The sequence below is a fragment of the Lysinibacillus parviboronicapiens genome (genome assembly GCF_003049605.2).
GTDB classification, from domain to species: Bacteria; Bacillota; Bacilli; order Bacillales_A; family Planococcaceae; genus Lysinibacillus; species Lysinibacillus parviboronicapiens.
Map to the genome: position 1 here is coordinate 3,282,895 of NZ_CP073713.1, position 26,032 is coordinate 3,308,926.

The 26,032-nt window shown below is 35.7% G+C and carries 29 protein-coding genes and 2 pseudogenes; 14 read left to right on the forward strand and 17 right to left on the reverse strand.

Going from position 1 to position 26,032, the window contains the following annotated elements:
* Window positions 1–288: 288 nt before the first annotated feature.
* Window positions 289–495, reverse strand: coding sequence for a hypothetical protein (locus tag C9J31_RS15860; protein ID WP_036146195.1), 207 nt, complete (start codon window positions 493–495; stop codon window positions 289–291).
* Between the two features lie 124 nt (window positions 496–619).
* Here C9J31_RS15860 and C9J31_RS15865 point away from each other — a divergent pair, with 124 nt between their 5' ends.
* Window positions 620–1,174 (forward strand): hypothetical protein, encoded by a 555-nt coding sequence (locus C9J31_RS15865; RefSeq protein ID WP_107951520.1) that lies wholly within the window; start codon window positions 620–622, stop codon window positions 1,172–1,174.
* A gap of 158 nt (window positions 1,175–1,332) precedes the next feature.
* Here C9J31_RS15865 and C9J31_RS15870 read toward each other — a convergent pair whose 3' ends face one another.
* From C9J31_RS15870 to C9J31_RS15890, 5 genes are all read right to left on the reverse strand, one after another.
* Window positions 1,333–1,494, reverse strand: a complete 162-nt coding sequence (locus tag C9J31_RS15870) for a hypothetical protein (protein ID WP_193767189.1) — start codon at window positions 1,492–1,494, stop codon at window positions 1,333–1,335.
* The gene (locus tag C9J31_RS15875) at window positions 1,495–2,094 is read right to left on the reverse strand and encodes a replication-relaxation family protein (protein ID WP_107951519.1); all 600 of its coding nucleotides are present in this window, start codon (window positions 2,092–2,094) and stop codon (window positions 1,495–1,497) included.
* A complete protein-coding gene (locus C9J31_RS15880; RefSeq protein WP_244854810.1) occupies window positions 2,036–3,334 on the reverse strand; it encodes an FtsK/SpoIIIE domain-containing protein in 1,299 nt (432 codons plus the stop codon). Before C9J31_RS15880 ends, C9J31_RS15875 begins: the two co-directional genes overlap by 59 nt.
* A 179-nt stretch (window positions 3,335–3,513) precedes the next feature.
* Window positions 3,514–3,675: a hypothetical protein gene (locus C9J31_RS15885; protein WP_193767188.1), complete on the reverse strand. Its 162-nt coding sequence runs from the start codon at window positions 3,673–3,675 to the stop codon at window positions 3,514–3,516.
* Between the two features lie 14 nt (window positions 3,676–3,689).
* Window positions 3,690–3,830: a hypothetical protein gene (locus C9J31_RS15890; RefSeq protein WP_193767187.1), complete on the reverse strand. Its 141-nt coding sequence runs from the start codon at window positions 3,828–3,830 to the stop codon at window positions 3,690–3,692.
* A 68-nt stretch (window positions 3,831–3,898) separates the two neighbouring features.
* Here C9J31_RS15890 and C9J31_RS15895 point away from each other — a divergent pair, with 68 nt between their 5' ends.
* From C9J31_RS15895 to C9J31_RS15905, 4 genes are all read left to right on the forward strand, one after another.
* The gene (locus tag C9J31_RS15895; RefSeq protein ID WP_211634922.1) at window positions 3,899–4,573 is read left to right on the forward strand and encodes a site-specific integrase; all 675 of its coding nucleotides are present in this window, start codon (window positions 3,899–3,901) and stop codon (window positions 4,571–4,573) included.
* 357 nt (window positions 4,574–4,930) lie between these two features.
* Window positions 4,931–5,062, forward strand: coding sequence for a hypothetical protein (locus C9J31_RS24025; RefSeq protein ID WP_274520213.1), 132 nt, complete (start codon window positions 4,931–4,933; stop codon window positions 5,060–5,062).
* A 301-nt stretch (window positions 5,063–5,363) separates the two neighbouring features.
* Window positions 5,364–6,515: a GerAB/ArcD/ProY family transporter gene (locus C9J31_RS15900; RefSeq protein ID WP_107951690.1), complete on the forward strand. Its 1,152-nt coding sequence runs from the start codon at window positions 5,364–5,366 to the stop codon at window positions 6,513–6,515.
* A 140-nt stretch (window positions 6,516–6,655) separates the two neighbouring features.
* Window positions 6,656–7,375 carry a DUF421 domain-containing protein gene (locus tag C9J31_RS15905; protein WP_107951689.1) on the forward strand — a complete coding sequence of 240 codons (720 nt, stop codon included), beginning with the start codon at window positions 6,656–6,658 and terminating at the stop codon, window positions 7,373–7,375.
* Between the two features lie 250 nt (window positions 7,376–7,625).
* Here the strand turns inward: C9J31_RS15905 and C9J31_RS15910 are convergent, their stop codons facing one another.
* Complete coding sequence (locus tag C9J31_RS15910; protein ID WP_107951688.1) at window positions 7,626–7,931, reverse strand: YfzA family protein; 306 nt, start codon at window positions 7,929–7,931, stop codon at window positions 7,626–7,628.
* A gap of 565 nt (window positions 7,932–8,496) precedes the next feature.
* Here C9J31_RS15910 and C9J31_RS15915 point away from each other — a divergent pair.
* The gene (locus C9J31_RS15915) at window positions 8,497–9,123 is read left to right on the forward strand and encodes a hypothetical protein (RefSeq protein WP_244854813.1); all 627 of its coding nucleotides are present in this window, start codon (window positions 8,497–8,499) and stop codon (window positions 9,121–9,123) included.
* A gap of 383 nt (window positions 9,124–9,506) precedes the next feature.
* On the opposite strand, the gene C9J31_RS15920 is transcribed toward C9J31_RS15915, so the two are convergent.
* Complete coding sequence (locus C9J31_RS15920; protein ID WP_107951686.1) at window positions 9,507–9,935, reverse strand: hypothetical protein; 429 nt, start codon at window positions 9,933–9,935, stop codon at window positions 9,507–9,509.
* 75 nt (window positions 9,936–10,010) lie between these two features.
* Window positions 10,011–10,150 (reverse strand): annotated as a pseudogene (locus C9J31_RS24330) (Tn3 family transposase); the annotation flags it as partial.
* A gap of 103 nt (window positions 10,151–10,253) precedes the next feature.
* Here C9J31_RS24330 and C9J31_RS15925 point away from each other — a divergent pair.
* From C9J31_RS15925 to C9J31_RS23770, 4 genes are all read left to right on the forward strand, one after another.
* Window positions 10,254–10,598, forward strand: a complete 345-nt coding sequence (locus C9J31_RS15925) for a PadR family transcriptional regulator (RefSeq protein WP_107951685.1) — start codon at window positions 10,254–10,256, stop codon at window positions 10,596–10,598.
* Window positions 10,591–11,145 carry a DUF1700 domain-containing protein gene (locus tag C9J31_RS15930; protein ID WP_107951684.1) on the forward strand — a complete coding sequence of 185 codons (555 nt, stop codon included), beginning with the start codon at window positions 10,591–10,593 and terminating at the stop codon, window positions 11,143–11,145. Before C9J31_RS15925 ends, C9J31_RS15930 begins: the two co-directional genes overlap by 8 nt.
* A gap of 214 nt (window positions 11,146–11,359) precedes the next feature.
* Window positions 11,360–12,511, forward strand: coding sequence for a serine hydrolase domain-containing protein (locus C9J31_RS15935; protein WP_107951683.1), 1,152 nt, complete (start codon window positions 11,360–11,362; stop codon window positions 12,509–12,511).
* A 632-nt stretch (window positions 12,512–13,143) separates the two neighbouring features.
* Complete coding sequence (locus C9J31_RS23770) at window positions 13,144–13,575, forward strand: hypothetical protein (RefSeq protein ID WP_238602236.1); 432 nt, start codon at window positions 13,144–13,146, stop codon at window positions 13,573–13,575.
* A gap of 95 nt (window positions 13,576–13,670) precedes the next feature.
* Here the strand turns inward: C9J31_RS23770 and C9J31_RS15945 are convergent, their stop codons facing one another.
* Entirely contained in the window at window positions 13,671–14,336 is a 666-nt protein-coding gene (locus C9J31_RS15945; RefSeq protein WP_107951682.1) for a M15 family metallopeptidase, read from the reverse strand.
* On the reverse strand, window positions 14,333–14,752 hold the full coding sequence (locus C9J31_RS15950) for a phage holin family protein (RefSeq protein WP_107951691.1): 420 nt from the start codon (window positions 14,750–14,752) through the stop codon (window positions 14,333–14,335). The genes C9J31_RS15945 and C9J31_RS15950 overlap by 4 nt, the downstream gene beginning before the upstream one ends.
* 279 nt (window positions 14,753–15,031) lie before the next feature.
* On the opposite strand from C9J31_RS15950, the gene C9J31_RS15955 reads away from it, so the two are divergent.
* From C9J31_RS15955 to C9J31_RS15960, 3 genes and pseudogenes are all read left to right on the forward strand, one after another.
* The gene (locus tag C9J31_RS15955; protein WP_202973824.1) at window positions 15,032–15,277 is read left to right on the forward strand and encodes a hypothetical protein; all 246 of its coding nucleotides are present in this window, start codon (window positions 15,032–15,034) and stop codon (window positions 15,275–15,277) included.
* Window positions 15,241–15,330 (forward strand): annotated as a pseudogene (locus C9J31_RS24335) (tyrosine-type recombinase/integrase); the annotation flags it as partial. The gene C9J31_RS15955 and the pseudogene C9J31_RS24335, both read left to right, overlap by 37 nt.
* A gap of 78 nt (window positions 15,331–15,408) precedes the next feature.
* A complete protein-coding gene (locus C9J31_RS15960; protein WP_244854815.1) occupies window positions 15,409–16,212 on the forward strand; it encodes a site-specific integrase in 804 nt (267 codons plus the stop codon).
* Between the two features lie 103 nt (window positions 16,213–16,315).
* Here C9J31_RS15960 and lepA read toward each other — a convergent pair whose 3' ends face one another.
* From lepA to gpr, 4 genes are all read right to left on the reverse strand, one after another.
* Window positions 16,316–18,142, reverse strand: a complete 1,827-nt coding sequence (gene lepA / locus C9J31_RS15965; RefSeq protein ID WP_107951116.1) for a translation elongation factor 4 — start codon at window positions 18,140–18,142, stop codon at window positions 16,316–16,318.
* Window positions 18,143–19,103: 961 nt separating this feature from the next.
* Window positions 19,104–21,014: an acyltransferase family protein gene (locus C9J31_RS15970; protein WP_107924758.1), complete on the reverse strand. Its 1,911-nt coding sequence runs from the start codon at window positions 21,012–21,014 to the stop codon at window positions 19,104–19,106.
* Between the two features lie 446 nt (window positions 21,015–21,460).
* The gene (spoIIP, locus tag C9J31_RS15975; protein WP_238602193.1) at window positions 21,461–22,282 is read right to left on the reverse strand and encodes a stage II sporulation protein P; all 822 of its coding nucleotides are present in this window, start codon (window positions 22,280–22,282) and stop codon (window positions 21,461–21,463) included.
* Between the two features lie 51 nt (window positions 22,283–22,333).
* On the reverse strand, window positions 22,334–23,350 hold the full coding sequence (gene gpr / locus C9J31_RS15980) for a GPR endopeptidase (RefSeq protein WP_107951114.1): 1,017 nt from the start codon (window positions 23,348–23,350) through the stop codon (window positions 22,334–22,336).
* Between the two features lie 163 nt (window positions 23,351–23,513).
* Here gpr and rpsT point away from each other — a divergent pair, with 163 nt between their 5' ends.
* Window positions 23,514–23,762 carry a 30S ribosomal protein S20 gene (gene rpsT / locus C9J31_RS15985; RefSeq protein WP_107924761.1) on the forward strand — a complete coding sequence of 83 codons (249 nt, stop codon included), beginning with the start codon at window positions 23,514–23,516 and terminating at the stop codon, window positions 23,760–23,762.
* A 105-nt stretch (window positions 23,763–23,867) separates the two neighbouring features.
* Here the strand turns inward: rpsT and C9J31_RS15990 are convergent, their stop codons facing one another.
* Together C9J31_RS15990 and holA are read right to left on the reverse strand one after the other, a co-directional pair.
* The gene (locus C9J31_RS15990; protein ID WP_167395964.1) at window positions 23,868–24,902 is read right to left on the reverse strand and encodes an acyltransferase; all 1,035 of its coding nucleotides are present in this window, start codon (window positions 24,900–24,902) and stop codon (window positions 23,868–23,870) included.
* A gap of 56 nt (window positions 24,903–24,958) precedes the next feature.
* Entirely contained in the window at window positions 24,959–25,969 is a 1,011-nt protein-coding gene (holA, locus tag C9J31_RS15995; RefSeq protein ID WP_107924763.1) for a DNA polymerase III subunit delta, read from the reverse strand.
* Between the last annotated feature and the right edge of the window lie 63 nt (window positions 25,970–26,032).

The window sequence follows — 26,032 nt, forward strand, 5'->3', positions numbered from 1 at the left end:
ACCGTACAAAAAAGATTAGGACATAGTCGAGCTGCCGTAACAGAAGAGCGCTATGTCCACCTCACTGAGAAAATGGCTAGAGATGCTGCGAACATCTTTGATTCATTTGCTCAAGATATATAAAAATCACTTGCATTTAAGAGAGCTAAAGTACCGTATTTTATTTTTATGTATTCTACCATATTCATCGTTTATCTGTTAACTTCGGTGGCAGTATGGTGGATGAATTAAAGGAAGACCACCCATTTAGGAGTGGTCTTTTCATGTTGTTAAGTACATGTTTCATTATTAATTTTTAATACTCTCTTTTGCCATTCTTTTATAAACGTGAAAATATAATTTTAAACTTACATATATACTATATCCCATTAATGCCCCACCTATTGAGCTAATATGGAAGCTCCAATCGTCTCTAGAAACATAAATCCCATAATAACTAATTACAGATCCAATTAAAAATAAAAATAAAAAATTAAGAATAATAAACTTTTTCAATTCACAATAACCTCCAACTGTTTTTGATTTAGAATCAAACGAATTTGCAAAAAAATATAATTATGGTAATATATTACTTGCACTTAACCAGTATAATACTATATTAACAAAAGGAGTAATTCATATGTTAAAAAAACCATTTTTTCTATCTTCTGCACTAGTACTCTCTATAAGTCCACTCGCTTCAACATTTACAGCACAGGCTGCGGAGAATAATACTGATTTAACAAATGAGATACCATCAACTGAAAACTTCTCTCAAGAAGAAAATTTAACTTACTTGCCGTTAGAAACGTATATCCATGATAATAACGATTTACAAAGTTTTAGTGTGCAACCACGTGCTACTATGACTATACAAACTGGATATTACATAAAAGAACAAGGTTACCTAACAAATAAACAATTAAGAGATTATGTGGAATACGTAGACAAACAATCAAATACGTTAGGATGGACTTTTCTTATTACTGGATTCATAACTTTAAGTAAAATCGCAATAGCACCAGCAATTTTAATGCAATTTGCTGGAGGTGCAGCAAACTTTGATATAGTTAAGGAACAGGCTTATGCAGGAAAAGGAATGGGATGGGCACATATGTATGCAGATGGCCCTAATACATTAAGTATAATTCCTAGAAGAGATTTTTCTACACTCACTATAAAATATACAAAATAAAATTCCTCTTCCATAATGTATCTTGAATAGTGCTTTATTGACTGATTCAAACATGAAGATTAAAACATTTGTTACCACATGACCACCCTAATAAGGTGGTCTTTTTCTTCTATTATATAGCTTCACCAATTTGTTTTAAGATTTGTAAGAATAGTGGACTAAGGTTTATCAATACATAACCCAACCCTTACTGCAGGAATTGATGCAGCTAAAGCTACATACCTTAATGTTGCATACTTTTCATCACCTTCGAAACGTTCACTATAATCTGTGTACTCATTAGCAGGTACAACCTCAGTTTTAATACGTTTTTTAAACATCTATATGCCCCCTTTGATTTCGTTAATTGTGTACACCTTGCCCTTTAGCCCTCCACAGGATGCTTCTAGCTGTTGCCTACGCAATTCTGTAGTGGTCAACCATACAAGTGTTGGGTAATAGCCTAATTGCTTTACAACACTTGGCATGATCTCCTTATAGCGTTTAATCTTCTCACGATTCTCCTTCATAGTTTGAAGGTTATCGACTTCTAAAAAATATTGAAATCCATTACGTGAAAACATGCCGTCCACAATAATTGAAGTGGTGCCATCAGATATTTTGACTTCATTCTTCCAATCCGTAGGACACATATAAAATAGCCAGAACTCATTACGCATGATGGTGTGTTGTATATGGCCGCCTTTTTTACGTACCTTATCGCATCCAACATAAATGCGTCCTAAGCTATTTAGATAGTAAATCGTTTCGTAACCATCCCGAATGGATGATAGATAACTAGATAAATTGTGGAGGACCCTATTTGTATTTCGCTTCATTCCTAAATTGAAATATCTCCTTAGTTGATCACGCGTCATAAAATCAAACTTCTTCAAAAGTAACAGTATCTGTTCGTCTCGGTTGGATAGCTGTTTCTTCAACGCGCTCTCCTTTCTTATCGATAATGTGAGGCTGAATAGTATCGTAGATAATTTGTGGTGTAATTAATGGTGTTTGAAGTATTTCTCTTTTATCAGCCGTTTGGTAGATTGCACGACCTTTAATCATTGGTAACGACTCTGCTCCCTCAGCATCCAGTACAACCCTTGAAGCAACAGCCGACTGTACAAGGAAGCATAACTTGGCATCAGCATTTTGCTTTACTTGTCGTGGAATAACGTCACCTACAGGATACTGAGTGGCTACAACTAGCCTAAAGCCTAGTCCTACACCTAAGCGCGCTATTTGTGACATGATTGTTTGGCATTCCAGCTTTAAACGCTTTTCTTCCTTAGTGACAGCTTCAGTAGCATTAAGCTCTCCTACCTCGTCAATGACTACAAAATAGCGTTCCTTTATGCCAGCTTGCTGTACACTTTTCTTACCTACTCGTTTAAGCTGCCTTTGAATATCACGCATCTTGTTATAAGCCATCTGTAAAGTGTGGAGGGCCTCATTTGGTTCGTATGCAATCGTGATCGTCTGTTTAATATTTTCATAGTCGCACAGTTCCACTCCACCTTTTAGATCAATGAGATAAAGGTTTGTGTGCTCTGGTTCACATTGCACCAGACTGCAAATAATCGAATTGATGAAGTTACTTTTACCGTATCGAGTCGCACCACCTAACACTACATGTGGCACCATTTCAAAGTCATGATACTTAAACTCATTCATAGCCCTAGTAACGCCTACAGGCACACGCCAACCTTTTCCTGAAATGAATGGCACTTCTTTAGCTAATGGTTTATCGTACACTCGCACGATTAATAGACCATCATAAGACAGTTCAATTTCCTTTTGTTCCGTTAGCTTTGCCTTCCACAGTTCTTGCAGTTGCATGAGAAGGTCTTTGTTTAAATCTAACTGCTTTAGATCACCGAACGTAATATTCTTCCTACGATTATTCAATCCATCCTCAAATACTTGCAGCTTAGCTTGATAATCAGCGAATGAACGACCAAGTGGAATCTTGTACTTGTATTCCCACCCCCATTCAAACTGTTTCTTCTTTACAAGCTGCGTAGTTAAGGTATCTTTTCCATCACGAACATTTAAACCAGACAATGACATAATGCGCTGGATCTTCCCTGAATCATTTGAGGATAGTCCCCTATGTTTTGAATATGCTTTTAACGCAATTCCACCCATCAGCGAAGTTGTTAGTATTTCAAAAAGCACACTTTCATCCTTTCTTCATTTTCAGCGTCACGGTTCTCTTACGTAGTAAGAGTTGCTTGTATTGGGCATTCTTAAATACAGTACAAACCATTGATACAACTGAATTTTATATCTACCCACTTCAATACCCAGTTGGCATTCAATCGGGCACAGTACCGGGTATACAAGTGGTATAAAAATCACCGAACAATATATCCCACTTTGCGAGGTTCTTTTACTTTTTTATCAACATGCTTATTTACATTTCTAGGTGTCTTTTTGAATTTCATTTCTTCATATTGATCCAGTAAATCATAAATAGTAATTTGACCTTGCTGCTGCATGTAATCAAAATGTGTCATATCTATATCTCCCTTTACCACAACAACCAGTTATCGATTGTTGGTCTTGTATTTGATTGTGGACGGCTATCTCGCTCTTTTAACCAATTATAGAAAGGTACTGGACGTTGTTTAGAAGGAGTTTCTTCTATAGATGATGATTTATTAGGCTTCACTTTTGAACGCTCTTCAGCCTTGTTAAATGCTCCTGTGAATACGGCCCTTAATGTACTTGCGATAGTTAATGTACTCTAAAGATGATTTAAAAATACAATCAAAAGAAAATTTAAGACTCTTGAATGAAAAAATAAATGAGAATCATCCATTCTATTTACCATTTCATATTGGATTTCATTGTGGAGTTCGAGTTGGAGAATTATGTGGACTTGAATGGAAGCATATAAACTTCGATGAAATGATAGTAGAAATTGAACAACAATTAATTAATAAAAAGATTACAGATGAAGAAGGAAATGAATATTTTAAATGGGTTGTTGCCACACCAAAATCTAAATCTGGATATCGTACTATTCCAGTTGGCAGAACTCTAATGGAGATTTTAAAGAAAGCCAAAAAGAAACAAATTGAAAATCGATTAAAGTACGGAGAATTTTATCATCAAGACCCTGATCATGATTTTGTTTGTAAAAAAGAAAATGGAGAACATTACACACCTGCTGTTATTAAGTATCAAACAAGAGATTTAATCAGAAAGAAGTTAGGTATCGATTTCAATTATCATTCTTTACGACATACCCATGCAACGATGTTAATTGAAAGTGGACAACCAATAAAAACTGTTCAAAAAAGATTAGGACACAGCAGATCAGCAATTACTGAAGACCGCTATGTCCATTTAACACAGAAGATGGCAAGAGATGCCGCTGATATTTTTGACTCCATCGCTAAAGATTTATAAATTGCTGGAACAATTTCAATTCGGTGGCAATCTCCACCCAACTGATACAAAACTATTTGTTTAAAACCCCTATAAACGCTGTTACATCAACCTTACTTCGTATCATCCATTTTCAGAACAGCCATGAATGCTTCCTAATTCATAAACGTATTTTGTTGATATTTATTGTATCTTTTTAACTTCTAAAAACCCTCTTAAACCATGAATTTATAAGGTTCCTTAAACTCGTGTTGCATTAAATCAAATCTTTTCAAAACATAATGATTTTTTAACCTTCCGTAAGCAAAATGTAGGCAACAATCACTCCATTGACTTGTAATCACAATAAGATGTTATCAGAGATGAAGAAGTAATTAAGTGAACCAGTTAGAACAAACAACAAACGAATTGCTTGAAAAAGGCTATACAATCGAGGAGATTAAAGTAGCCTTTAAGGAAGTAATTAATAAAGCAAAACAATTAAAGACAAATGATAAAACAGATAACTAATTACGGTTGTCTTTTTTTTGTTTGTACTCCTATTTTAAATTCAGTTGAATAGGCTTTTTTTCTTTTCATAGAAAAACCCCCGCCAGTCATGTAATTGACTATAAGTATAGTCTTTTTTACATCGTCTACTTGATAGGGGATTAGACCATTTCTGAGGAGTAGTCTTATTTGTTTGTTTGATTATTTTTTCATTAATATGTCTATCCTTTTAATTAAACTATATAAGAAAGACATTATCTTCTCTAAGGTCTCCACGATAATGAAGCAGATATTATTTTTTAAAAGCTGAGAGGTGAAGAATTTGAATGAGGAAATTATTGGTACTCGTCAGTTTACTATAATCGTCTTTCTCTATTCAATAGGTACAGCTATATTAGTTATTCCTGCTGTTATGGTCGAAGTGGTTAAACAAGATGCTTGGATTACATCTGCAGTAGGGGTGGTATTAAGTTTCTTAGTGATAAAACTTTTCATAACCTTAGCAAATAAGACTCCTAATTTATCCTTTGTGGAGGCCAATGAAAAGATATTAGGAAAATTTATTGGTAAATTTACAGCCGTTGGATTTATCATTTTGACCTTTATTTCAGCAAGTCAATTATTATACTATATAGGGAATTTTATGCAAACAGAAGTTATGCCCGAGACTCCGACAGTTGCATTTGTTATCTTAGTTAATGTGGCTCTCATATATGCTACTTATTTAGGTATAGAAGTCTTTGCACGTTCTGCCGAAATTCTATTAACTTTGTTTTTGTTTTTATTTCTAATTTTTGTGATTTGCATATCTCCGGAAATAGATGTTAAGAATGTACAACCCATACTTGAAACAACAACAAAGCCATTTATATCCAGTATTTTTATTTTTACGAGCATTCATTCCCTTCCTATAATTGTATTATTGATGGTTTTTCCTTCTGCAATAAATGAAAATAAGTCTGCTCAAAAAGGATTTTATATAGGCACAATAGGAGGAGGTGCAGTATTAACTTTAATCATTGGTTTATGTATTTTAGTACTTGGAGTTACAAATACATCCTCACGAGCTTTCCCTAGCTATGCACTTGCTCAAAGGATATCTATAGGTAATTTTTTACAACGCATTGAGGTAGTTATGGCTTTTATGTGGTTTTTCACAATTTTTATTAGATTGTATCTATATTTCTACGCAACAGTTAAGGGATTAGGACAAATACTCAATATTAAAGATCATCGACAGCTAATATTACCACTTGGGATGATTTCAATCGCACTTTCTCAAATTATACATCCTAACGTTATTCACTCAACTGAATATAATAAGGTAACTTGGCCACTATTTATATCTTCCTTTGCCATTTTTTTGCCTTTGTTATTGCTTATTGTAGCAAAATTGCGGAAAATAAATTGTGCTAAAAAAGATAGTAACACAATAAACGAACGTGTAGATAATGAAGAAAATAATATTAACTAATTTACTAATTAATTATTGACTGCTCCAATTAAGGCTTCCTCGCTTCGCTCTACAGATTTATTTGTCAGTGATTGTCGCATACTCCTGAAGATTTTTGCACAAGCTATTTTTCGACACCAGTTTAAGGGAGTGATTTATGTATGGGAGACTTTATCCACACGCAGTTTTGGGAAATGATACTTAGAGTTATATTTTCTTTTTTTGTGCTACTTATTCTAACTAGAATCCTCGGAAAAAAACAACTTAGTCAACTCACTTTTTTTCACTATATAACAGGTATAACACTTGGTTCTATCGCAGCTCAAATTGCATCACAGGCTCAAACAAACTTTTTAGATGCATTCATTGCACTAGTCTGGTGGGGGGTTTTAACATATATAATGACTATTGTTACCATTAAATCTACGAAAACTCGTGTCCTCATTGATGGTAAACCTACTATAGTTGTACAAAATGGACTTATTTTAGAATCTGCCTTAAAGAAAAATCGTCTGCATATGGATGAGTTAACAATGATGTTACGCGAACAAGCTATTTTCTCTGTACAGGATGTTCAATATGCATTACTTGAGCCGAATGGTAAACTCAGTGTTTTGCAAAAGACTTCTGAACAGGTTGCTACGAAGCAGGATGTTAAAGCAAGTGTATCACCTCCTACCTACCTACCAACAGAAGTGGTTTCAGATGGCCAACTTATTTACGAAAACCTAGTAGAGCTTGAGTTGACAGAAGATTGGCTAATAAAAATGTTAAAAAAGCAAAATATTCAATCTGTTGAAGATGTCTATTTTGCTCAAGTTCAAACAAATGGCTCTTTATATATCAGCCTAAAGGATAAAGCTAGACATTCAAGCCCTTGACACCTTGCTATATTAAACGGCGTCCCACTAAGTGTGGTCGGTCATTACTACGTGACTTGTATGATATAGGTACAGAAATGAAAAACGTATATATAATAATGAAGTAAAGAAGACCACCCATCACGGAGTGGTCTTATCATAGCTTATTCAACTAAAACCCTCCGTTAGTGAAAAAGCGTTCCTGCTTTATAATAGAAACGCAACCTAATGAACTGTTGAAAATAATTATTTTCATACCAATTCCTCTTCTTTATTTTTTTGAAAACATACTTGAAATAATGTGCAATACTGCAGCAATCAGTATAGCCATGACATGAATTGTCATGAACATATTAAAAAAGGGAAAGGAATAAGGGGTAATCCATTCAGTAAAGAGCTTTGAGTCCAAAACCCATCTTCCTATCCTGGCAAATAATTTATCACTATCGTTCATGTTTGGCTCCAGGGAAGTTCCATCAACGGCGATAAAGATCAATTGAACAATTAAAAATATACCAAGGGTGATTAACCAACGTTTTGCTAGATTACTATTATGCGTTTTTTCAGTGTCAGTCATTTGAACACTCCTCCTCTCATGCTTCATCAATTTGAGATTTACTAAACTCTAACCCTCTATAGAGTATAAGTGTAGTGGTTATACCCTTTCATTAGTTGTCCTTGTAGACCAATTTACATATAATTGCTTAAAATTGTATATAATGTGTATATACTTCAATCACATTATATACATAGATAAAACATCGTGCAACCATTTTTATTTGAAAAATTATATAAATATTTCCACTTCCATCCTGCATTTTGTTCAGTAAAGATATATTGGTTAATTTCCACGCATGTCGCCCGCCGTATAATCACCAAAGCCACCACTAAACCATTAACGGTTTTTCCTTTGGATAAAACCTACTGTGGTTTCGACTTTATAACAATCTACTAATTCAGCCGTAACAAGCACCATTTCTTTTAATCTAGGTATTCATTTATTTTTCAACATTTCTAGAAACAAATTATTTTTACTCTATTATAGGGTCAAATTACCACGTACCCTTCATTTAAATTCATAGATTAGAAGTGTAAGGCTTAACGCTAGCATTACAAAAAAAACTTACAAAAAGGGAGATTGAATGATGAAAGATAGTAGATACGGAAAACATATGAATTGGGATTATAACAAAAAGATGGCTAAAGATGAAAAATTCAAATGTTGGTGTGAATGTGAAAAACACGAAGAGAAACATGATAAATGCAAGTGTGACCACAAGAAACACGAAGAGAAACATGACAAACGCAAGTGTGACCACAAGAAACACGAAGAGAAAAAATGCCATCATCGCAAACATGAAAAAGTATTTATTGATGTAGATGTAGAAGTAGAAGTAGATGTTGACGTCGAAGTTAAAAAACGTTGTAAGAAAAAAGAGAAAGATTATGGCCACAAAGACGATTACTACTATGAAGAGGATTCTTACTATGAAGATGAAAAGTACTCTTATAAAGAAGAGAAATCTGACAAACACCGCTGCAAAGGTTGCGCTTGTGACTTCTTAAAACGCTTAGAACCAGGGACTTTAGTAGACGTTTTCCTATCAGGTGGAGGCAGTTTCTTAAATCTTACTTTCATCAACTTGGATCCAAAAAGTTGTTGTGCATACTTCCTTGATCTAGATTGTACAGGTGGAAGTGCTGCTGCAGCTGCAGCTACACCAGTTGTTATTGATTGCCAAAAAATTGACGCTATTAGACGCGCTTAATAATTCAAGCAGCCATTATAAAGGAATAAATATTGCATTTATTTTTAATAATATACCTATATAATTTGCCAGGCTAACACTTCTATGTAGCCTGGCAATTTCATTATAAATCGGAATCACCTTGAAGGATTATTCATTTAAGATTACTTTTATATTGGGGTTTACTAATTAATTACGTTGCATTGCTTTAATCAGTTGCTCTTTCATACTCTACACTCCTCCAAAAAGAACATTTGTTTGCGAACATCACAGAACGAACGTTTGTGTTTTGACAAGTTTTAATTAACAGAATAAATTTTAGAAACATAAAATTTTATGTTTCCTGTAGCTTTATAAAAAAGTTTGATCATTTCTATAATTTTTTTCTATTATAAAGCGCCCGATTATTCTTTCTTCTCTGCTTCAATAATAAAATCTGTATATGGTTTTTCATCAACTAAAACAGAAATTTTCCAAAGCCCTTTTTTATCAAATCCAAACTTCGCCCCACTCTGTTTGTTTTCAATTGCCCATTCATAAAGTTTTACAATTTCTCCTGTATCCTTATGTGTTGCTGTAATTTTAAAATTTTTTCCGATAAAATCTTTTTCTAAAAAATAGACTCGGTATAGTCTTCCTTCGTCACCAACTGGAAACACTGGCTCATCACTTTCCCCATTAACTTTTATAATACCGAATTTTCCTTCTAATCCATGTAAAATCATATTATCTTTAGTAAAAGTCGGGCTTGTTTTCCAGTCAGCTTTTACATCTTCTGAACACCCTGACAAAATTAAACCCACAATAAAGAAAAAACTAATCATTTTCCTCAATGTCGTTTCCCCCTCCTAAAACTGCCTCAATATTTAAGTACGGTCCATTACTAGTCTGCCAATATTTTACCACAATACGCTGATTGCATTAATGATGATGCTTAGGGCGCTTGCACGTTGAAGTTGGTCTTGTAAATCTCTTTCACGAGCGCACCTCTTTTTCGAAAGAATAAGGCTCGTGCAAGGCCGTTCATCGCCTCACCTTTATTTAATCCTGACGACCGGGTAAAATATCTTTATTTCGTTGAATAAGAAATCTGATATACTATTGATTATTGATGTACTGTGTTGTACGATGTACATCGGGAGGTACAATACATGAATGTAGAAGATTGGAAATCACAAATTAAGCGAGGAACACTCGATTTTTGTATTCTATTGCTAATAAAGCAGCGTCCGTATTATGGCTATGAAATCATAAGTAAGTTAGAGCAGTATCCTATTGTTGCTGCAAAAGAAAACACAATTTATCCTCTGCTTAGAAGATTATTGAAAGAAGAATATATTTCTGCATTTTGGCAAGAAAGTAAAGAGGGCTTGCCACCGAGAAAATATTATTCCATTACAGAAAAAGGAAACGAATACTTAAACGCTATGTCCCTAGAATGGGATAATTTATTATCAGCTATATCAGAAATTAAGGGAGGGTTAAATAATGGATAAAATTACGAATGACTATCTTGTAAAAATTGAAAAGTATTTGAAATCTATGTCTGCTTCCGAGCGTCTTGACATTGTAAAAGAAATCAAAAGTGTAATGCTTGAATTGCAAAATAATGGTGTATCTTCTGAGCAAATCATCGAACGATTAGGAAACCCAAAAGAATTAGCGAAAGCATACTTAGGTGAAGCCATTTCAAAGAACAGTAAATTTAGTTGGCGTAAATTCGGCGCTGTATTTGTATTTTGTAGCAGCTTTGCAGGCGTCAGCGGTATGCTTCTTTTGCCTTTTATCAGTACTCTTTCCATTGCTTTAATGATTAGTGGAGTTATTACACCAATAGGCGGAATCATTAAATTTGTCGGGTATCTTATGGGATATGATATTGCCGGAATAACAATCCAGATGGGAGCATTTACACCAAGCCCAATGCAGTTCTTGCCAATTTCTATTGTGACTGGTGTGTTGATGTTTTGGTTGGGGAAAGTGTTATGGAAACTTACAATTAAATATATACACACAATTAGCCAGAAAAAGAAAACATTGTAAAAGAAATAAAGAAGCGATAAACTACCATAACTTCCCAGAATAAAGCCTCCTTATTCCCTATTATAGAAACTATTTTGAACGTAAGTAATTCGGAAGGAAAAGGATGTGAAAAAAGAGGAATTTACCGCTTGTTGGGGAAAGATGATTGTTGCGTGATTAATATGGAACAACAAGCACTCACCTATACAATATTAATAGAGGAGAGGAATGCCTTATGAAAATACGTAGTCAAATTACATTTGTAAGTCTGGCCCTTTTAATAACTGGAAGTTCCCCGCCATACGTAAAAGCAGAGCCCACTCAAAATGTATCTAGTTCGTTACAAACAAGCACTCAAAGAGATCATAATTCCGTCAAGAAAGCAATGCATGATACATTGCAACTTGGATTCCCAGGGATACTTGCTAAAACTTCTGAGGATGAAAAAACGTGGGGTTATGCCGCAGGGGTAGCGAATCTGAGCACCAAGAAACCAATGGAAACAGATTTTCGCTTTCGCATTGGCAGCGTAACAAAGACGTTCACCGCAACGGTTGTACTTCAATTAGCTGGAGAAAACCGATTGAATCTAGACGACTCCATCGAAAAATGGTTGCCTGGTGCCATTCAAGGAAACGGATATAATGGTAAACAGATTACCATCCGGCAGATATTGAACCATACAAGTGGTATCGCTGAATACTCAAGGTCAAAAGACGCTGATTTTATGGATCCAAAAAAATCGTATACAGCTGAAGAACTAGTGAAGATGGGGACTTCTCTGCCACCAGACTTTGCCCCAGGAAAGGGATGGTATTATTCAAACACAGGATACGTATTACTGGGTATTCTTATTGAAAAAGTAACCGGAAACAGCTACGCGGAAGAGATTGAAAATCGGATTATTGAACCGCTTGAATTGTCGGATACTTTCCTGCCTGGCAATTCAAGCGTTATCCCAGGCACCAAGCATGCTCGTGGATATTCCCAACCAGACGAAGCAAGTGAGATAAAAGACGTTACTTATTATAACCCAAGTGCAGGTAGCTCGGCTGGAGATATGATTTCTACTGCTGACGACTTAAATAGATTCTTCTCTTCTTTGCTCGGTGGCAGATTACTGAAGGAACAGCAACTAAAACAAATGCTTACTACAGTTCCTACAGGAAAAGCAGGGATCGATGGATATGGTCTTGGAATCTTTGAAACTAAGCTTCCAAATGGGGTATCAATATGGGGACACACAGGTGGCCTTCTAGGGTTTTCTACTATTGCTGGAGGTACACTTGGAGGCAAGCATACGATGGTCGTCAGTTTGAACAGTTTAGGTAGAGATAACAGTCCTAATCCTTTTACAAATATTTTACTTGCTGAATTTAGCAAGTAGACAAAAAAAGAAAGACGGAAAAAACAAAAAAATTAAAATATACCTTTCTGGTCCAAAAGCCCAAACTTATTTTTATACGTAAGCTTGGGGGTAGATGAGCTTAGAGAATCAGTGAACGATGAAAAATTTGCAAACGATCAAGAGTATATTGAATTGTACATTGAACGTCGAACATGCGAGAGAAGAAGATTCAGTGTTTATTGAAGTGTCAGAATCTGAATTTGGTGTAACTGTATTAAATGAAATAGCCCAGGCTCAAAATTAATTGAGTACCTGGGCTTTGGTGTATGGTTGAGGAATGGTGCATCTTAATCCTTTGTGCAGAAAAGAAAAGTTGCACCGGAATTATTATATCAATACAAGTATATAGGTAATAACCACAACCCCTATCTGTAAATTTAGATAGAGCTTTTGCTAAGGAAAAAGATGAGAACAATGATTGTAATAGCTGTTCACAAAAATTACCTTTACCAATAGAAAAAGCAGGTTTATTAAAAAATAATATATTAATACACGATGTAAAAGAAGATTTAGATATAGCGGAAAAGTTTAGTCATAGTGAGTACAATAAAGATGATTTTGATTGGGAAAATACTGAGTTCTTAGATTTCGGCAAGGATAAAGATGGTTTAATGATTCCTTATAAACAAAACAACGAAAACTTTGATATTCGTTTATTGACTGCTTATGATAAAACAAATGGTGAAGTTAGTAATGATTTTATTATCATGAAATCAATTCTTGATATCGAAAATAATGAAATTGAAATTACATATTCAACATTAAATGACGAAAAAATAGTTGGTTTGACTCTAGAAGTAGGCACAAACGAAATTATTGAAAGAAAAATATACAACGAAGTATCTCCAACTGATAGTGGTACAGCAGGTTATTGGAGCGATACCTGGGATTGTTTAAAAAATGCTTGGAAAAATGCTCCTGAACTTACGAAACAATTATGTTCTGCTGCTTGTCTCTCTGTAATATTTGGCGGAAATATTGTAGGTGCTGTAACTTGTGCTAGTTGTTTAGGCGCTCAAGCTATGGTATGCCTTATCCACTAATAAAGTTTAGGATGCATTATTTTACACATAAGCCTTGCAATATATATATATTACAAGGCTTATGTTATGAGGAGTTCTTAATTTAACACTGCAACTCAGCTTTTACTACGTCGTTGTTGAATTGTAATGTATAACCCTACCAAACGATCAGTAGTCATAGTACCATTCTGTAAATCCTTCAAATGCGATTCCTGAATAATGCCATCTTTAACCGCCTGTGCAATAAAGTTTCCCGTTTCAGTTTTCATAGCTGGTGAACCCGGATTCCAATTTGTCACTTTAATTTCCTCCTTTTTGTCTTCCACAATTAATTGAACTTTATATTTACTGTTGCTTGGTACAATTACTTGTCCTTCTAATTTGTAACCCTTTGGCATTAACCAATTCGCTTTTACTTCAAAGTGTGGACGGTCAATAGCGTTAGTCCAAGTCCCTCCCCACTCGATACCTAACTTCTTGGCTATAGCCCCCACTCGGTTTAGAGTGGTCACATCATATAAAGATTGTGGAGGGCCTACAGCAATATCCCACGCTAGACGTGATTTATGATTACTGTTTAATGTCCAGGTAACAATCTGCCCTGGTCGTGTTCTTCCTTGTGCGTATAAGTACTTTTGCCTTTCTTGGCTGCGATATGTTTCTGTGATGAAGATGTTTTTTATGCCTGCCTTGTAGCACTCCTGAAACAATAATCGACAGGCTGTTTGTGCAGCTGGTAATAGCTCATCAAGATTTCGGCATGTAGTTGTTACGCTTGTCATTTCACATCATCCTTTGGTTTGTCATCATTGTCGATTTGAAGTTGCGTAAATGCATTCATTAAAAACTTTGGTACTTTGATTCCTAACTTGCCAAGATTCTCAATCATGCTTATTCCTTCCATACCGATAAGGAAAAGTATCATGGCGTTTCGCATAAAGTTACCGCTCTCGGTTGCTAAGTCTAATTGCACTGCAGCAATAACCATCAAACACATCGCTGTCTTTTTGATTAAGCCTTTAAACGCCTTTTTGCTCTCAATATTTTTAAAGATAAATCCAACCATTAATCCAAGTGCATAATCAATCGCCATAAAAATAATAAAAGCTTTAATTAGATGGTCAATGCCACCAACAAAATAAGCGATCCATGCCATGGAACCACCCACCAGAGAGGTATATAATGTGTCTGTTTTCATTTGACACCTTCCTTTTTTGCATAATAAAAGCCCTCCACAATTATCTGTGGAAGGCATTAAATCAATCCTCTTTAATTAATTCATATAGCGAATCGTGTTCACTTTTTAATACCTCTATCGCTTCTAATATCCGTTTATAATGCTCGTTTTCTTGAATCGTTTCATATCGATCTTTTTGTTTTAAATTATTGAGAATCCAAAAGAACATACGTACTTAAAAGGTGGTGATTACTATGTGAGATTAACATAAAAAGACTAAATATGAGAGGAGTTTGTTTTATGAAAGGCGGAGTTCGCAAGCGTGGTAATAGGTGGTATTACTATTTTGATTTAGGTATGGTTGATGGCAAACGGAAAAAGATAGAACGTCCAGCTGAAAGTGCTCAAACTAAGGCTGAAGCAGAATCTGTATTAAGAAGAAAAATATTAGAGTATGAAAATGCAGGTACTATATTCAAACCATCCGAAATGACCTTACATATTTTCTTATGTTTTGGCAAATCGAATATGTACAATTACGATTAAAACCAAATACACAGGAAAACTACCGTATTACTATTAAAAATCACATTTTACCACACATCGGTAAATATAAATTGAAATCTCTTACACCACATGTTTTACAACAATTTATGAATTTAAAAGTACGGGAAGGGTTGGCTAGACAAACAATTAGTATTATACAAGGAATACTCAACAAATCATTGAAGCAAGCTGTTTATCCTTATAAGTATATAAACGAAAATCCAATGCAATATGTTGAGTTATTAAAAGAAAAGGACCGTAAACCTACTAAAGATGATTTAAAAATACAATCAAAAGAAAATTTAAGACTCTTGAATGAAAAAATAAATGAGAATCATCCATTCTATTTACCATTTCATATTGGATTTCATTGTGGAGTTCGAGTTGGAGAATTATGTGGACTTGAATGGAAGCATATAAACTTCGATGAAATGATAGTAGAAATTGAACAACAATTAATTAATAAAAAGATTACAGATGAAGAAGGAAATGAATATTTTAAATGGGTTGTTGCCACACCAAAATCTAAATCTGGATATCGTACTATTCCAGTTGGCAGAACTCTAATGGAGATTTTAAAGAAAGCCAAAAAGAAACAAATTGAAAATCGATTAAAGTACGGAGAATTTTATCATCAAGACCCTGATCATGATTTTGTTTGTAAAAAAGAAAATGGAGAACATTACACACCTGCTGTTATTAAGTATCAAACAAGAGATTTAATCAGAAAGAAGTTAGGTATCGATTTCAATTATCATTCTTTACGACATACCCATGCAACGATGTTAATTGAAAGTGGACAACCAATAAAAACTGTTCAAAAAAGATTAGGACACAGCAGATCAGCAATTACTGAAGACCGCTATGTCCATTTAACACAGAAGATGGCAAGAGATGCCGCTGATATTTTTGACTCCATCGCTAAAGATTTATAAATTGCTGGAACAATTTCAATGCGGTGGCAATTCGTTGGCAATCTCCACCCAACTGATACAAAACTATTTGTTTAAAACCCCTATAAACGCTGTTACATCAACCTTACTTCGTATCATCCATTTTCAGAACAGCCATGAATGCTTCTTGAGGAACTTCGACCGAACCAACTTGTTTCATACGTTTCTTACCCGCTTTTTGTTTTTCAAGTAATTTACGTTTACGAGAAATATCCCCACCGTAACATTTTGCAAGTACGTTTTTACCCATTGATTTAATTGTTGAACGTGCTACAATTTTTTGACCAATTGCTGCTTGAATTGGTACTTCGAATTGTTGACGCGGGATTAATTCTTTTAGTTTTTCTACGATCACTTTACCACGCTCGTAAGCAAAGTCACGGTGAACGATGAAGCTAAGTGCATCGACTTGTTCACCATTAAGGAGGATATCCATTTTTACAAGTTTCGATGGTTTGTACCCAATTAATTCATAGTCAAACGATGCATAACCTTTTGTGTTCGATTTTAGGTAATCGAAGAAATCATAGACAATTTCTGATAATGGCATTTCATAAATGATGCTAACACGTGTAGTATCGATATAATCCATCGTCATGAAATTACCCCGTTTGATTTGACAAAGCTCCATAACTGCACCTACATAATCGTTCGGTACCATAATCGTCGCTTTGACATATGGCTCTTCTACACGGTCAATTTTTTGTGGATCTGGCATCATTGACGGGTTATCGACCTTCACTGACGAGCCATCTGTCATATGCACATCATAAATTACAGATGGTGCCGTTGTAATTAGGTCAATATTGAATTCACGCTCGATACGTTCCTGTATGATTTCCATATGTAAAAGTCCTAAGAATCCACAACGGAAACCGAAGCCAAGTGCTTGTGATGTTTCAGGTTCATATTGAAGCGCAGAATCATTTAACTCTAATTTTTCTAATGCATCACGTAAGTCATTATATTTCGCTGTGTCTATAGGATATAAACCGCAATATACCATTGGATTTAAACGACGATAACCAGCTAATGCTTCTTTTGCTGGGCGTTTTGCGAATGTCACTGTATCCCCTACGCGCGTGTCGCCTACATTTTTAATTGACGCTGTTAAATAACCAACATCCCCAACAGTTAGTTCTGCTTGTGGTGTGATTTTTGGTGTATGAATTCCGACTTCAATAACTTCGAATTCTGCATCAGTGGCCATCATGCGGATTTTATCGCCCGCTTTTACTGTACCATTCATGATACGGATAGAGATGATAACACCTTTATACGCATCATACACTGAGTCGAAAATAAGTGCTTGTAAAGGCGCATCTGGATCACCAGTTGGTGCAGGTACCTTTTCTACAATCTGTTCTAAAATTTCTTCAATCCCGATACCAGCTTTAGCAGAAGCTAAAACCGCTTCAGAAGCATCTAGACCAATTACATCTTCTACTTCTTGACGTACACGTTCCGGATCAGCGGCTGGTAAGTCAATTTTATTGATGACTGGTAAAATTTCAAGGTCATTATCTAATGCTAAGTAAACATTTGCGAGTGTTTGCGCTTCGATGCCTTGCGCTGCATCGACGACTAAAATAGCGCCTTCACAAGCGGCTAAACTACGTGATACTTCATATGTGAAATCGACGTGTCCTGGTGTGTCGATTAGATGAAATGTATACACTTCGCCATCTTTTGCTTCATATTTTAATTGCACTGCATTTAATTTAATCGTTATGCCTCGCTCACGTTCTAAATCCATTGAGTCGAGTAGCTGTGCTTTCATTTCACGGGACGTCAGTGATTTCGTTTGCTCTAGAATGCGGTCAGCAAGCGTTGATTTCCCGTGGTCAATATGTGCGATAATAGAGAAATTTCGAATATTCTCTTGTCTTTTTAAACGTGCTTCTCGGTTCATATCTTCCACTCCTAATTAAACTATAATGAATTATACTATGAACGATATGCAAAGTACAACAGCAACTAGACTTGAAAGCCTATAACATCAATACTTGAAGTGTTTTATGCTGTTTTTAGATTTTGCAAGATACGGCATATAAATGCATAGATTTGGGGCTAGGTGGGGCTAATAATCATAGGGCGAGCTTATGTACAGGCGTATGTGAGAAAGGATTGATTGGGGCATTTGCGTCCCTCTTTTTACATTTGGACTGTTTTCTAAAAAGATTGATACTTTCAACATACTAGGGTACTTTATAAGGTTTCTGATCTCGAATATATTCTACAATTGGACAGGAAAATTAATGTGCCAAACAAAAAAAGCTGCCAAGAGAGCTGCAGCTTTTAGCTTAACTATTGCTAACATTATTATCAGCAACGTAAAAGTCGATATCGTTTAAAGATGAAAGGTGGCTCTTGCATTCCTTTGCATACGTCCAATCTAAGCGTGAACAGATTGTTGATCATCTCTTTTTCTTTGGAACACATAGTGCTCTGAAGAAATTGCTTGATGGATTGTAGTAGTGATGGCTTCAAACGATGTGTTGTAGGTTTCCTTTTGTTAGGGTTGCTACCGCAGTTGTGCCATCGTAATGGTAGTCCCTTTCATTGTCTGGTGTTGCGGCGGTGTTTTTGGTTCAATAAACAACGTTGCGTAATACGCATCCGCAATGACAATCAAGTAAATCACAAAAAGTAATAGTTTCATTCAACGGTTCAAAAATTCATGTCTCCCTTTTTTCAGTTCTCTCAATTCAAATTGTCTAGTTATAATACGAATGGTACGTGAAAAGGTTTCAAAAATAACAGCACGACAATTTTCTTACGATATTGAAAAAGCAAGAACGCAATAAGCATTCTTACTTGTGTGTTATATATCCCTTTACTGTCAGAAAAAACTTCATTTGAAGAAGAGTTTGTTATTCCTCAACATGCGTTTGATTCAGTAGTGCTTGTTGAATTAGATTTGTTAGCGTTTCGACTCCTTTTTGTTCCAAATGTACACCGTCTGGAGCAAAATATTCAGGATGATCAATGGCTGCGGCATGCCAATCGATCAGCGTAATATTGTCATGCTCTTGAGCCTTCCTATACAAAGCGTTATTCACTTTTCCTTCCCATGGACGTGGTACACGCGTATTTACTAAATAAAGGTGAGCATTTGAAAATGCTCCAAGAAGCATGTCTATTTGATTGTTAGTAAAATAACCATTTGTACCTAGTTGAATAATGACTGCTTTTTTCGATTGATTAAAATTAGCAAAAGCAGGTGCCAACTTGACAGCTTGCGAAACTTGTCTGCCAATTTTTGCATCAATTGTAATGTTAGGATATATTTTTTGTAAGCTTGAAGCAATATCAATCATTACAGAATCTCCAATGGCTAATATTCCCTCATAAGAATCATTCAATGAGTTAGAATTAGAATCGTTTGTCTCCGTTTGAGGCGTTTCTTTATTGTGTTCGATGTTAGTGCCAGCTATTTCTCCATTATCGCGAGATTTCTGATCCAATGTTTCCGGATTGTTATCGATGTCACTGCTTGAAGTCTGTGGTTCACCATCTATTTTTACATGCGTTGGATATAATTCTTTTGCATCCTTTTGTGCTTCACCAACTACCCCTGTAATGCCTGTAAAAAACACTAGAAGAAATAGTGGTAAAAGTACCGTTGATATTTTTCTTGCAAAAGAAAAACTTGCCCATTTTGTTAGATCGATTACAACATACTGACGATAAAATGAACGGAATCCACGTTTGCGAATCGGCGTTTCAATAAAACGATAAGACAGTTCAGCAATAATCAATATAACGATCATCTGTAAAGCGATACGCCAGTATACTGGATTTCCGATTTCGTGAACAGGGGTACCCAACACCATTATTGGATAGTGCCAAAGATAAATTCCATATGATCTTGAGCCTATCCAGCAAAAGGGCTTCCATGAAAGTAATTTTCCCAAAAAGCTAACTGGGTGACAAACACATGCTATCAATATCGCTGCATTTATCGAAACAAGGAACATGCCTCCTCTGTATAAAAACCCTTGATATTCATCTACAAAAAAAACACAAAGTATCAAGATACTAAAAGCAACCCAACTTGTTATATTTAGTTTATTGACGTGTTCGCTAGAAAGTTTTTGGGATGTAAGCCGTTTCATGGGCCAGACTAGTGCTAACCAACAGCCAATAAGTAACTCAAACGCGCGCGTATCGGTCCCATAATAAACACGACTCGGATCCATTCCTGGTTGATACAGTATGCTCATTAATATCGCCGAACATAATGCACTGATAAAGATAAATATCGATAATTTGCTTTGCTTTCTAAAAATATATAACCCAACAGTTAATATGATAGGCCATACGACATAAAATTGTTCTTCAATGGCTAGTGACCATAAATTTTTAAAGGGTGAAGGCGAACCGAAACTATCAAAGTATGAAAGTTTATGATAAACGAACCACCAATTGCTCATATAAAACAGAGACGAAACTGCATCTCCCCGCAAAGTATGTAGAAGTTCCTTGTTAAATAGCATTACCCAAACAAAAGTAACAATTATCATGACATATGCAGCTGGTAAGAGACGTCGAATCCTACCAATCCAAAATTGACCTAAACTTAACTTTAAGCCATTTCCTTTTACCGGTAAAATTGTGGAGGTTATTAAATATCCTGATAATACAAAAAAGATATCAACTCCTAAGAACCCTCCACTGGCCCAACTAAAGTTAAAATGGTAAGCAATGACAGATAGTACTGCTATAGCTCTAATCCCATCTAATCCAGGGATATAACGATGATTTAATGTCTTGCTTAACATAAAATTCCTCCAATAATCTGTACAACCTCTATTTTTATATGTTGCAAATTTTTTGTCTGATGATAAAACAACGTCCCCTTTTTCGTTCTGATTCATTTTCTATAAAAAAGACGCATGAATTACTTTAAAAGTTTAAGACAAAAATTTTTTTACCTAAAACTAAAAACAAAGGCTGACTTTGAAGGGTCGTCTATAGTGCTATCACGCTGCATAGCTAACAATTGAATTAAACTAGTGGTTATGTAGGGACATCGAATTCTAGCAAAACAAAAACAACTTTTTAACTCCATCTCCAGTTGCTTTGGGATGTAGCTAAAAAGTTGTTAGGGAAAAAGTGGCTAATAACTAGCCTTACTTTCTCTATGCTTTGATATATTAACGTTTTGGATTATTTGAAGTCTCATATTAGTTAATCATGGTGTATTTTTCAATTCTAACAATGACTATTATTTTTTCTCCGCTGCGAAAGCTTTCGCAATAGCTTTCCCTAAAACGGCAATTGTTCGATTGATTTCTTCTTCAGTATTGCCAATTCCACCAACCTCTACAATCATCATTTGTTTTGCTAAATCCTGATTGTAACGTCCGTCCACACCATCGCCACTTTTTGAGATAACACCTTTGGAAATATTAGGAACAATCGAATTTAAGGTTGTTGACAAACTTTCAGCATATGCCGTGTTCCATCGATAATTTACATGCTCAGCCCCTACAACAAGGGCAATTTTCGCATAGTTTTCACCATTCAATGTTAAAGTTGTTCGATCATGTTTTAAAGAATCTCGATGCAAGTCTAATATTAAATCATATTTATTTGTTTCCAAATGTTTACTCAAATGTGGTCTCATCACATTGTAAGCTTCATGATACCCTCTGCCTTCTAGTTTAATTTCTTTCATGACATCTACATCTAAAACATCTGTTTGCAGTCCATTTACATTAAAATGATTGACAATCATATCTTGCAAACTAAAAATATTGGTCGTTTCATGAGAAGTTGCTACTTTTCCGTTGACAGCTTGCACAATCGGTTCATATGCTTCATGTGAATGGGTAAATAACAATAAAACTTTAAAGGGATCTTTCGTCTGCTCTAACACACTTTGTTCAGCTAAATTAGTAGCGGCAAACACGACTTGTTTATCCTCTGGTTGTTTTAACGGAGTCGATGCTTGCTTGTTGAACGGAAGTTGCCCAGCAATGACAGGTAATACGAAGAAGAACAATAATAGACCAGTTGACCATTGTAGTTTTTTTAGCAAAGTCACACCCTCCTCCCCTTATCGTATGGAGGGGATGTGTCTTTTAGAACGATGAAATTATAGTTCGCTTGCCCATTTCGTTAGCATAGAAGAAATGAGTGTTGCATACTTATCAATCCAATAGTCTGCCTCCTTTGGCGTGACCATCAGCTGTGAATGAGAGGCCGCAAATGTTTCTTCAAACAATTGTTGTCGCTCCTCCTTTGACCAAGTAGCCCATTCCCCAAAAATAGGTGTTATCAGAGACATATCTAATTCTTTATTAGTGTCTGGTTGCCAAGAAGACAGTGATAACTTAGATGAAGGTTTACCACGTTCTGCGACACGTGCCGCTATAGAGCGTAGCATCAGTTCTACAGCATCTGCAATTAAAACGGGTGCATCCACTACTGTTGGGATACCAATTGCTGTCACAGGCACGCCAAGCATTTCAAATGAAATTTCCTGACGCTGGTTCCCTACACCAGAACCAGGGTGAATCCCCGTATCTGTAAGCTGAACTGTTTTGCATAAACGGCTACTTGCCCTCGTTGCGAGTGCATCGACGACGATAATTAATTTTGGTTTTATACGTTCTGCCAACGCCGCAACAAATTCACCTGTTTCATAGCCAGTCTGGCCGGTTACACCTGGAGCGTACATCACGAATTTGTCATCGATTTGCTCTAGACTATGCAAATGGTCTATCAAATAAGGGCCGATAGCATCCGGTGTAATTGTGCGATTTCCTAAACCTATAATTAAAATTTTGTCATCATCTTTCCATGCAATCGATTCATGTAATTTTTTAAAATTCGTCAGGAGTGCTTTCTCTAGCTGTTGAAAACCATCCTTATCTTCTAATGTAAGGGTTGGTACGGACAGGGTAATATACTGCCCTTGCTTTTTACCGATTTGCTTTTCGCCCTCACCGTTGACTTGCACATCCGTAATTTTCACTCGGCCAGCATTTCGATCTTCAACTTGTATACCACTCGACTGCTCTAGCGTTTGTTTCTGTTCCCTCGTTTGATGTAAAACAACCTCATCAGATTCATCAATTAAGTCTGAACGTTGCCAATTTAAATTTTGCATATAATTCACCTCAATCGGTAGTTTGTTCAAACTGTCAAGTAAATATTCTTTGCATTTATCTATTGCAATTTAGCCTAGCGTTTGTTAAAATGATTTTTGTTGTATTGACACAAGAAATCAATGAGAAGATATCATCTCGTACCTAATTTAGGAGGTGAAAGATATGCCAAACATTAAATCTGCGATTAAACGCGTAAAAGTTAACGCAAAAGCTAACGCTGCTAACTCTCAAGCTAAATCTGCAATGCGTACTACAGTGAAAAAAGCTGAAAACGCTGTTGCTGTTAACGCTGAAAACGCACAAGAACTTTTACAAGCAGCTTACAAATCTTTAGATAAAGCAGCTTCAAAAGGACTTATCCACAAAAACGCGGCGGCTCGTAAAAAGTCTCGCCTAGCTAAAAAAGCGTAAGTGTTTATAAGATCAGTTTACTCTCTTAGGAGTAGCTGATCTTTTTTCATTTTTAATGAGAGAAGACTGCCCAACATTAATATTGGACAGTCTTTTTTAACAAATCTAGACAATGCGTTTTACTAGTGGTATTTTTTGAATGATCCATACAATCATCGTGGACAGCACTAGAATAATGAACACTTGCATTGGAATGGCCATAATCGGCTTTAAAAAAAGCTCATCGTCTTCAAAAAAGTAAGGACGTACTTTATCAAGAATCATCGCATGAACTAAGTACACACCAAAACTTGTTTGGCCAATTAGTTTTATAATTCCGCTTGTCCTATAAGTGCCGCGAGCAGCTTTTCGATTGACCCAATATTTCACAAAGACAAAGAGTGCCACACTCATTGCAATGACATTGGGACTGGAATACGAAAAAGCATAGCTTGTGAATTGTCCCTGCTCCGCCGTTAAAACATTTGTCCGTAATACCGTTTCCATTGCTCCGATAAACCCTAAGACATATATCCCTATACGCCATTTCTTTGTTAACTCAAATGCCGCCAAGTAATAGCCCAGTAAAAAGAAGCCAATGTATTCACTCAACGGGAAAAACAATGTAAATTCATTACTCACTATATAGGAATAATAGCGCAAGACTCCATAAAATAAAATCCATAGAACCACAACATAGCCAATCATTTGTTTGGATGCATGATTGACAAAAATATTAACTATCGGTGCTAGCAAATAAATGCCGATAAGTGCATAAAAATACCACAAATGATAATATATTTGATTATTAAAAAACATAATAAAAAATTCTTTCCATGAATAACCAGGGCTCCACATATATGTTGCCCATGCGTAATAGATAATTGACCAAGCAATAAACGGCAGTAAAATTTTATTGGCTCGTTTTTTGAAAAAGATACCTAGTGGTTCTTCCGTTCTGCCCAGCAGAAGTGCCCCACTGATCATTAAAAAAATTGGCACACACCAGCGAGACAAAGCATTATAAATAATGCCGATTTGCCAATCGATTTCATTTATTTTGCCATAAAGTACGACATAAGGAGTCGCTACATGCAATAATAACACGCCTAAAATTGCAATGGCACGTAAGCTATCCATATACTGAATTCGTTTTTGCACGTTCAAAACCTCCCACGACATTATACAACCATTTAAGTCTAACTCAAAAATAAATTTTACAGTTGTCGTAGTAAAAACAGCTCTAAATAACGCTCACGATTACCACCGGCCGTTTTTAGTTGTAAATCTACTTCAGCTAATTGGTATAGAGCCTTGAGTAAACTTTCCTCCGAGGGACGATTACGCTGTTCAACCATTAACTTCACACGATAAGGATGAATTTTTAAATTTTTGGCAATTTGCTGCGGATGATAACCTTTTTTCAATAAATAAAAAACATTCGACATTGTACGTACATTGGATGCTAGAAGACCTACAAGCATGATGGGTTCTTGCTTTTGGCGCAGCAAATCGTGATAAATAGATAGTGCCGCAACAGGCTCATTGGCTAAATAAGCATTCAACATTTTGAAGGCATCCTGTTCCAATGTTTTCGCCACTAAATCCTCAACTAAAGTAACTGTAATTTCCCCACCCTCTCCTAAATATAAGGACAGTTTTTCAATTTCCATTTGAAGTTGAAGCATGTTTGAGCCAACCATCGTTACAAGCTGTTCAATGGCATTTTGTGTAATAGTGTTTCCCTGTGCCTTGACAAGCCCTTGAATCCACACAGCTAAATCTTGCTCTTTCGGTGTTTCTGCTTGTACTAAAAAGGCATGTTCTTTCATCATTTTCGTTACTTTTTTACGTTCATCAAGCTTTTCATATGGGGCAATAAAAACCGTCACAGAAAAATCTGAAGGGTTTCCTAGCCATGCCTCTAACCGTTTCACATCGTGATCAATTTTTTCTTTACCTTTTTCTGTCGCTTTTAAAAAGGAAGCATTTTTGGCAATAATAAGCTTACGTTCTGAGAAAAAAGGGATGGTATCTGCTTCGTCAATCACTACATCAACGGGCGTTTCTTCTAAATCAAATGTAGTCATTTCTACCTCATCATTTGCAGCAATTGCTTCTTTTAAACGTTTTACAGTTTCATCTATAAAATAGCTTTCCTCCCCAACGAGCAAATAAACTGGCGAAAGCTCACCTTTTTTTATGTTGTTCCAAACGTTTGAAATCATTGTTTCCCCTCCATTTAGCAATAGAAATAGTATACATGATTTATGGCCCTTTGTGACTTTGAC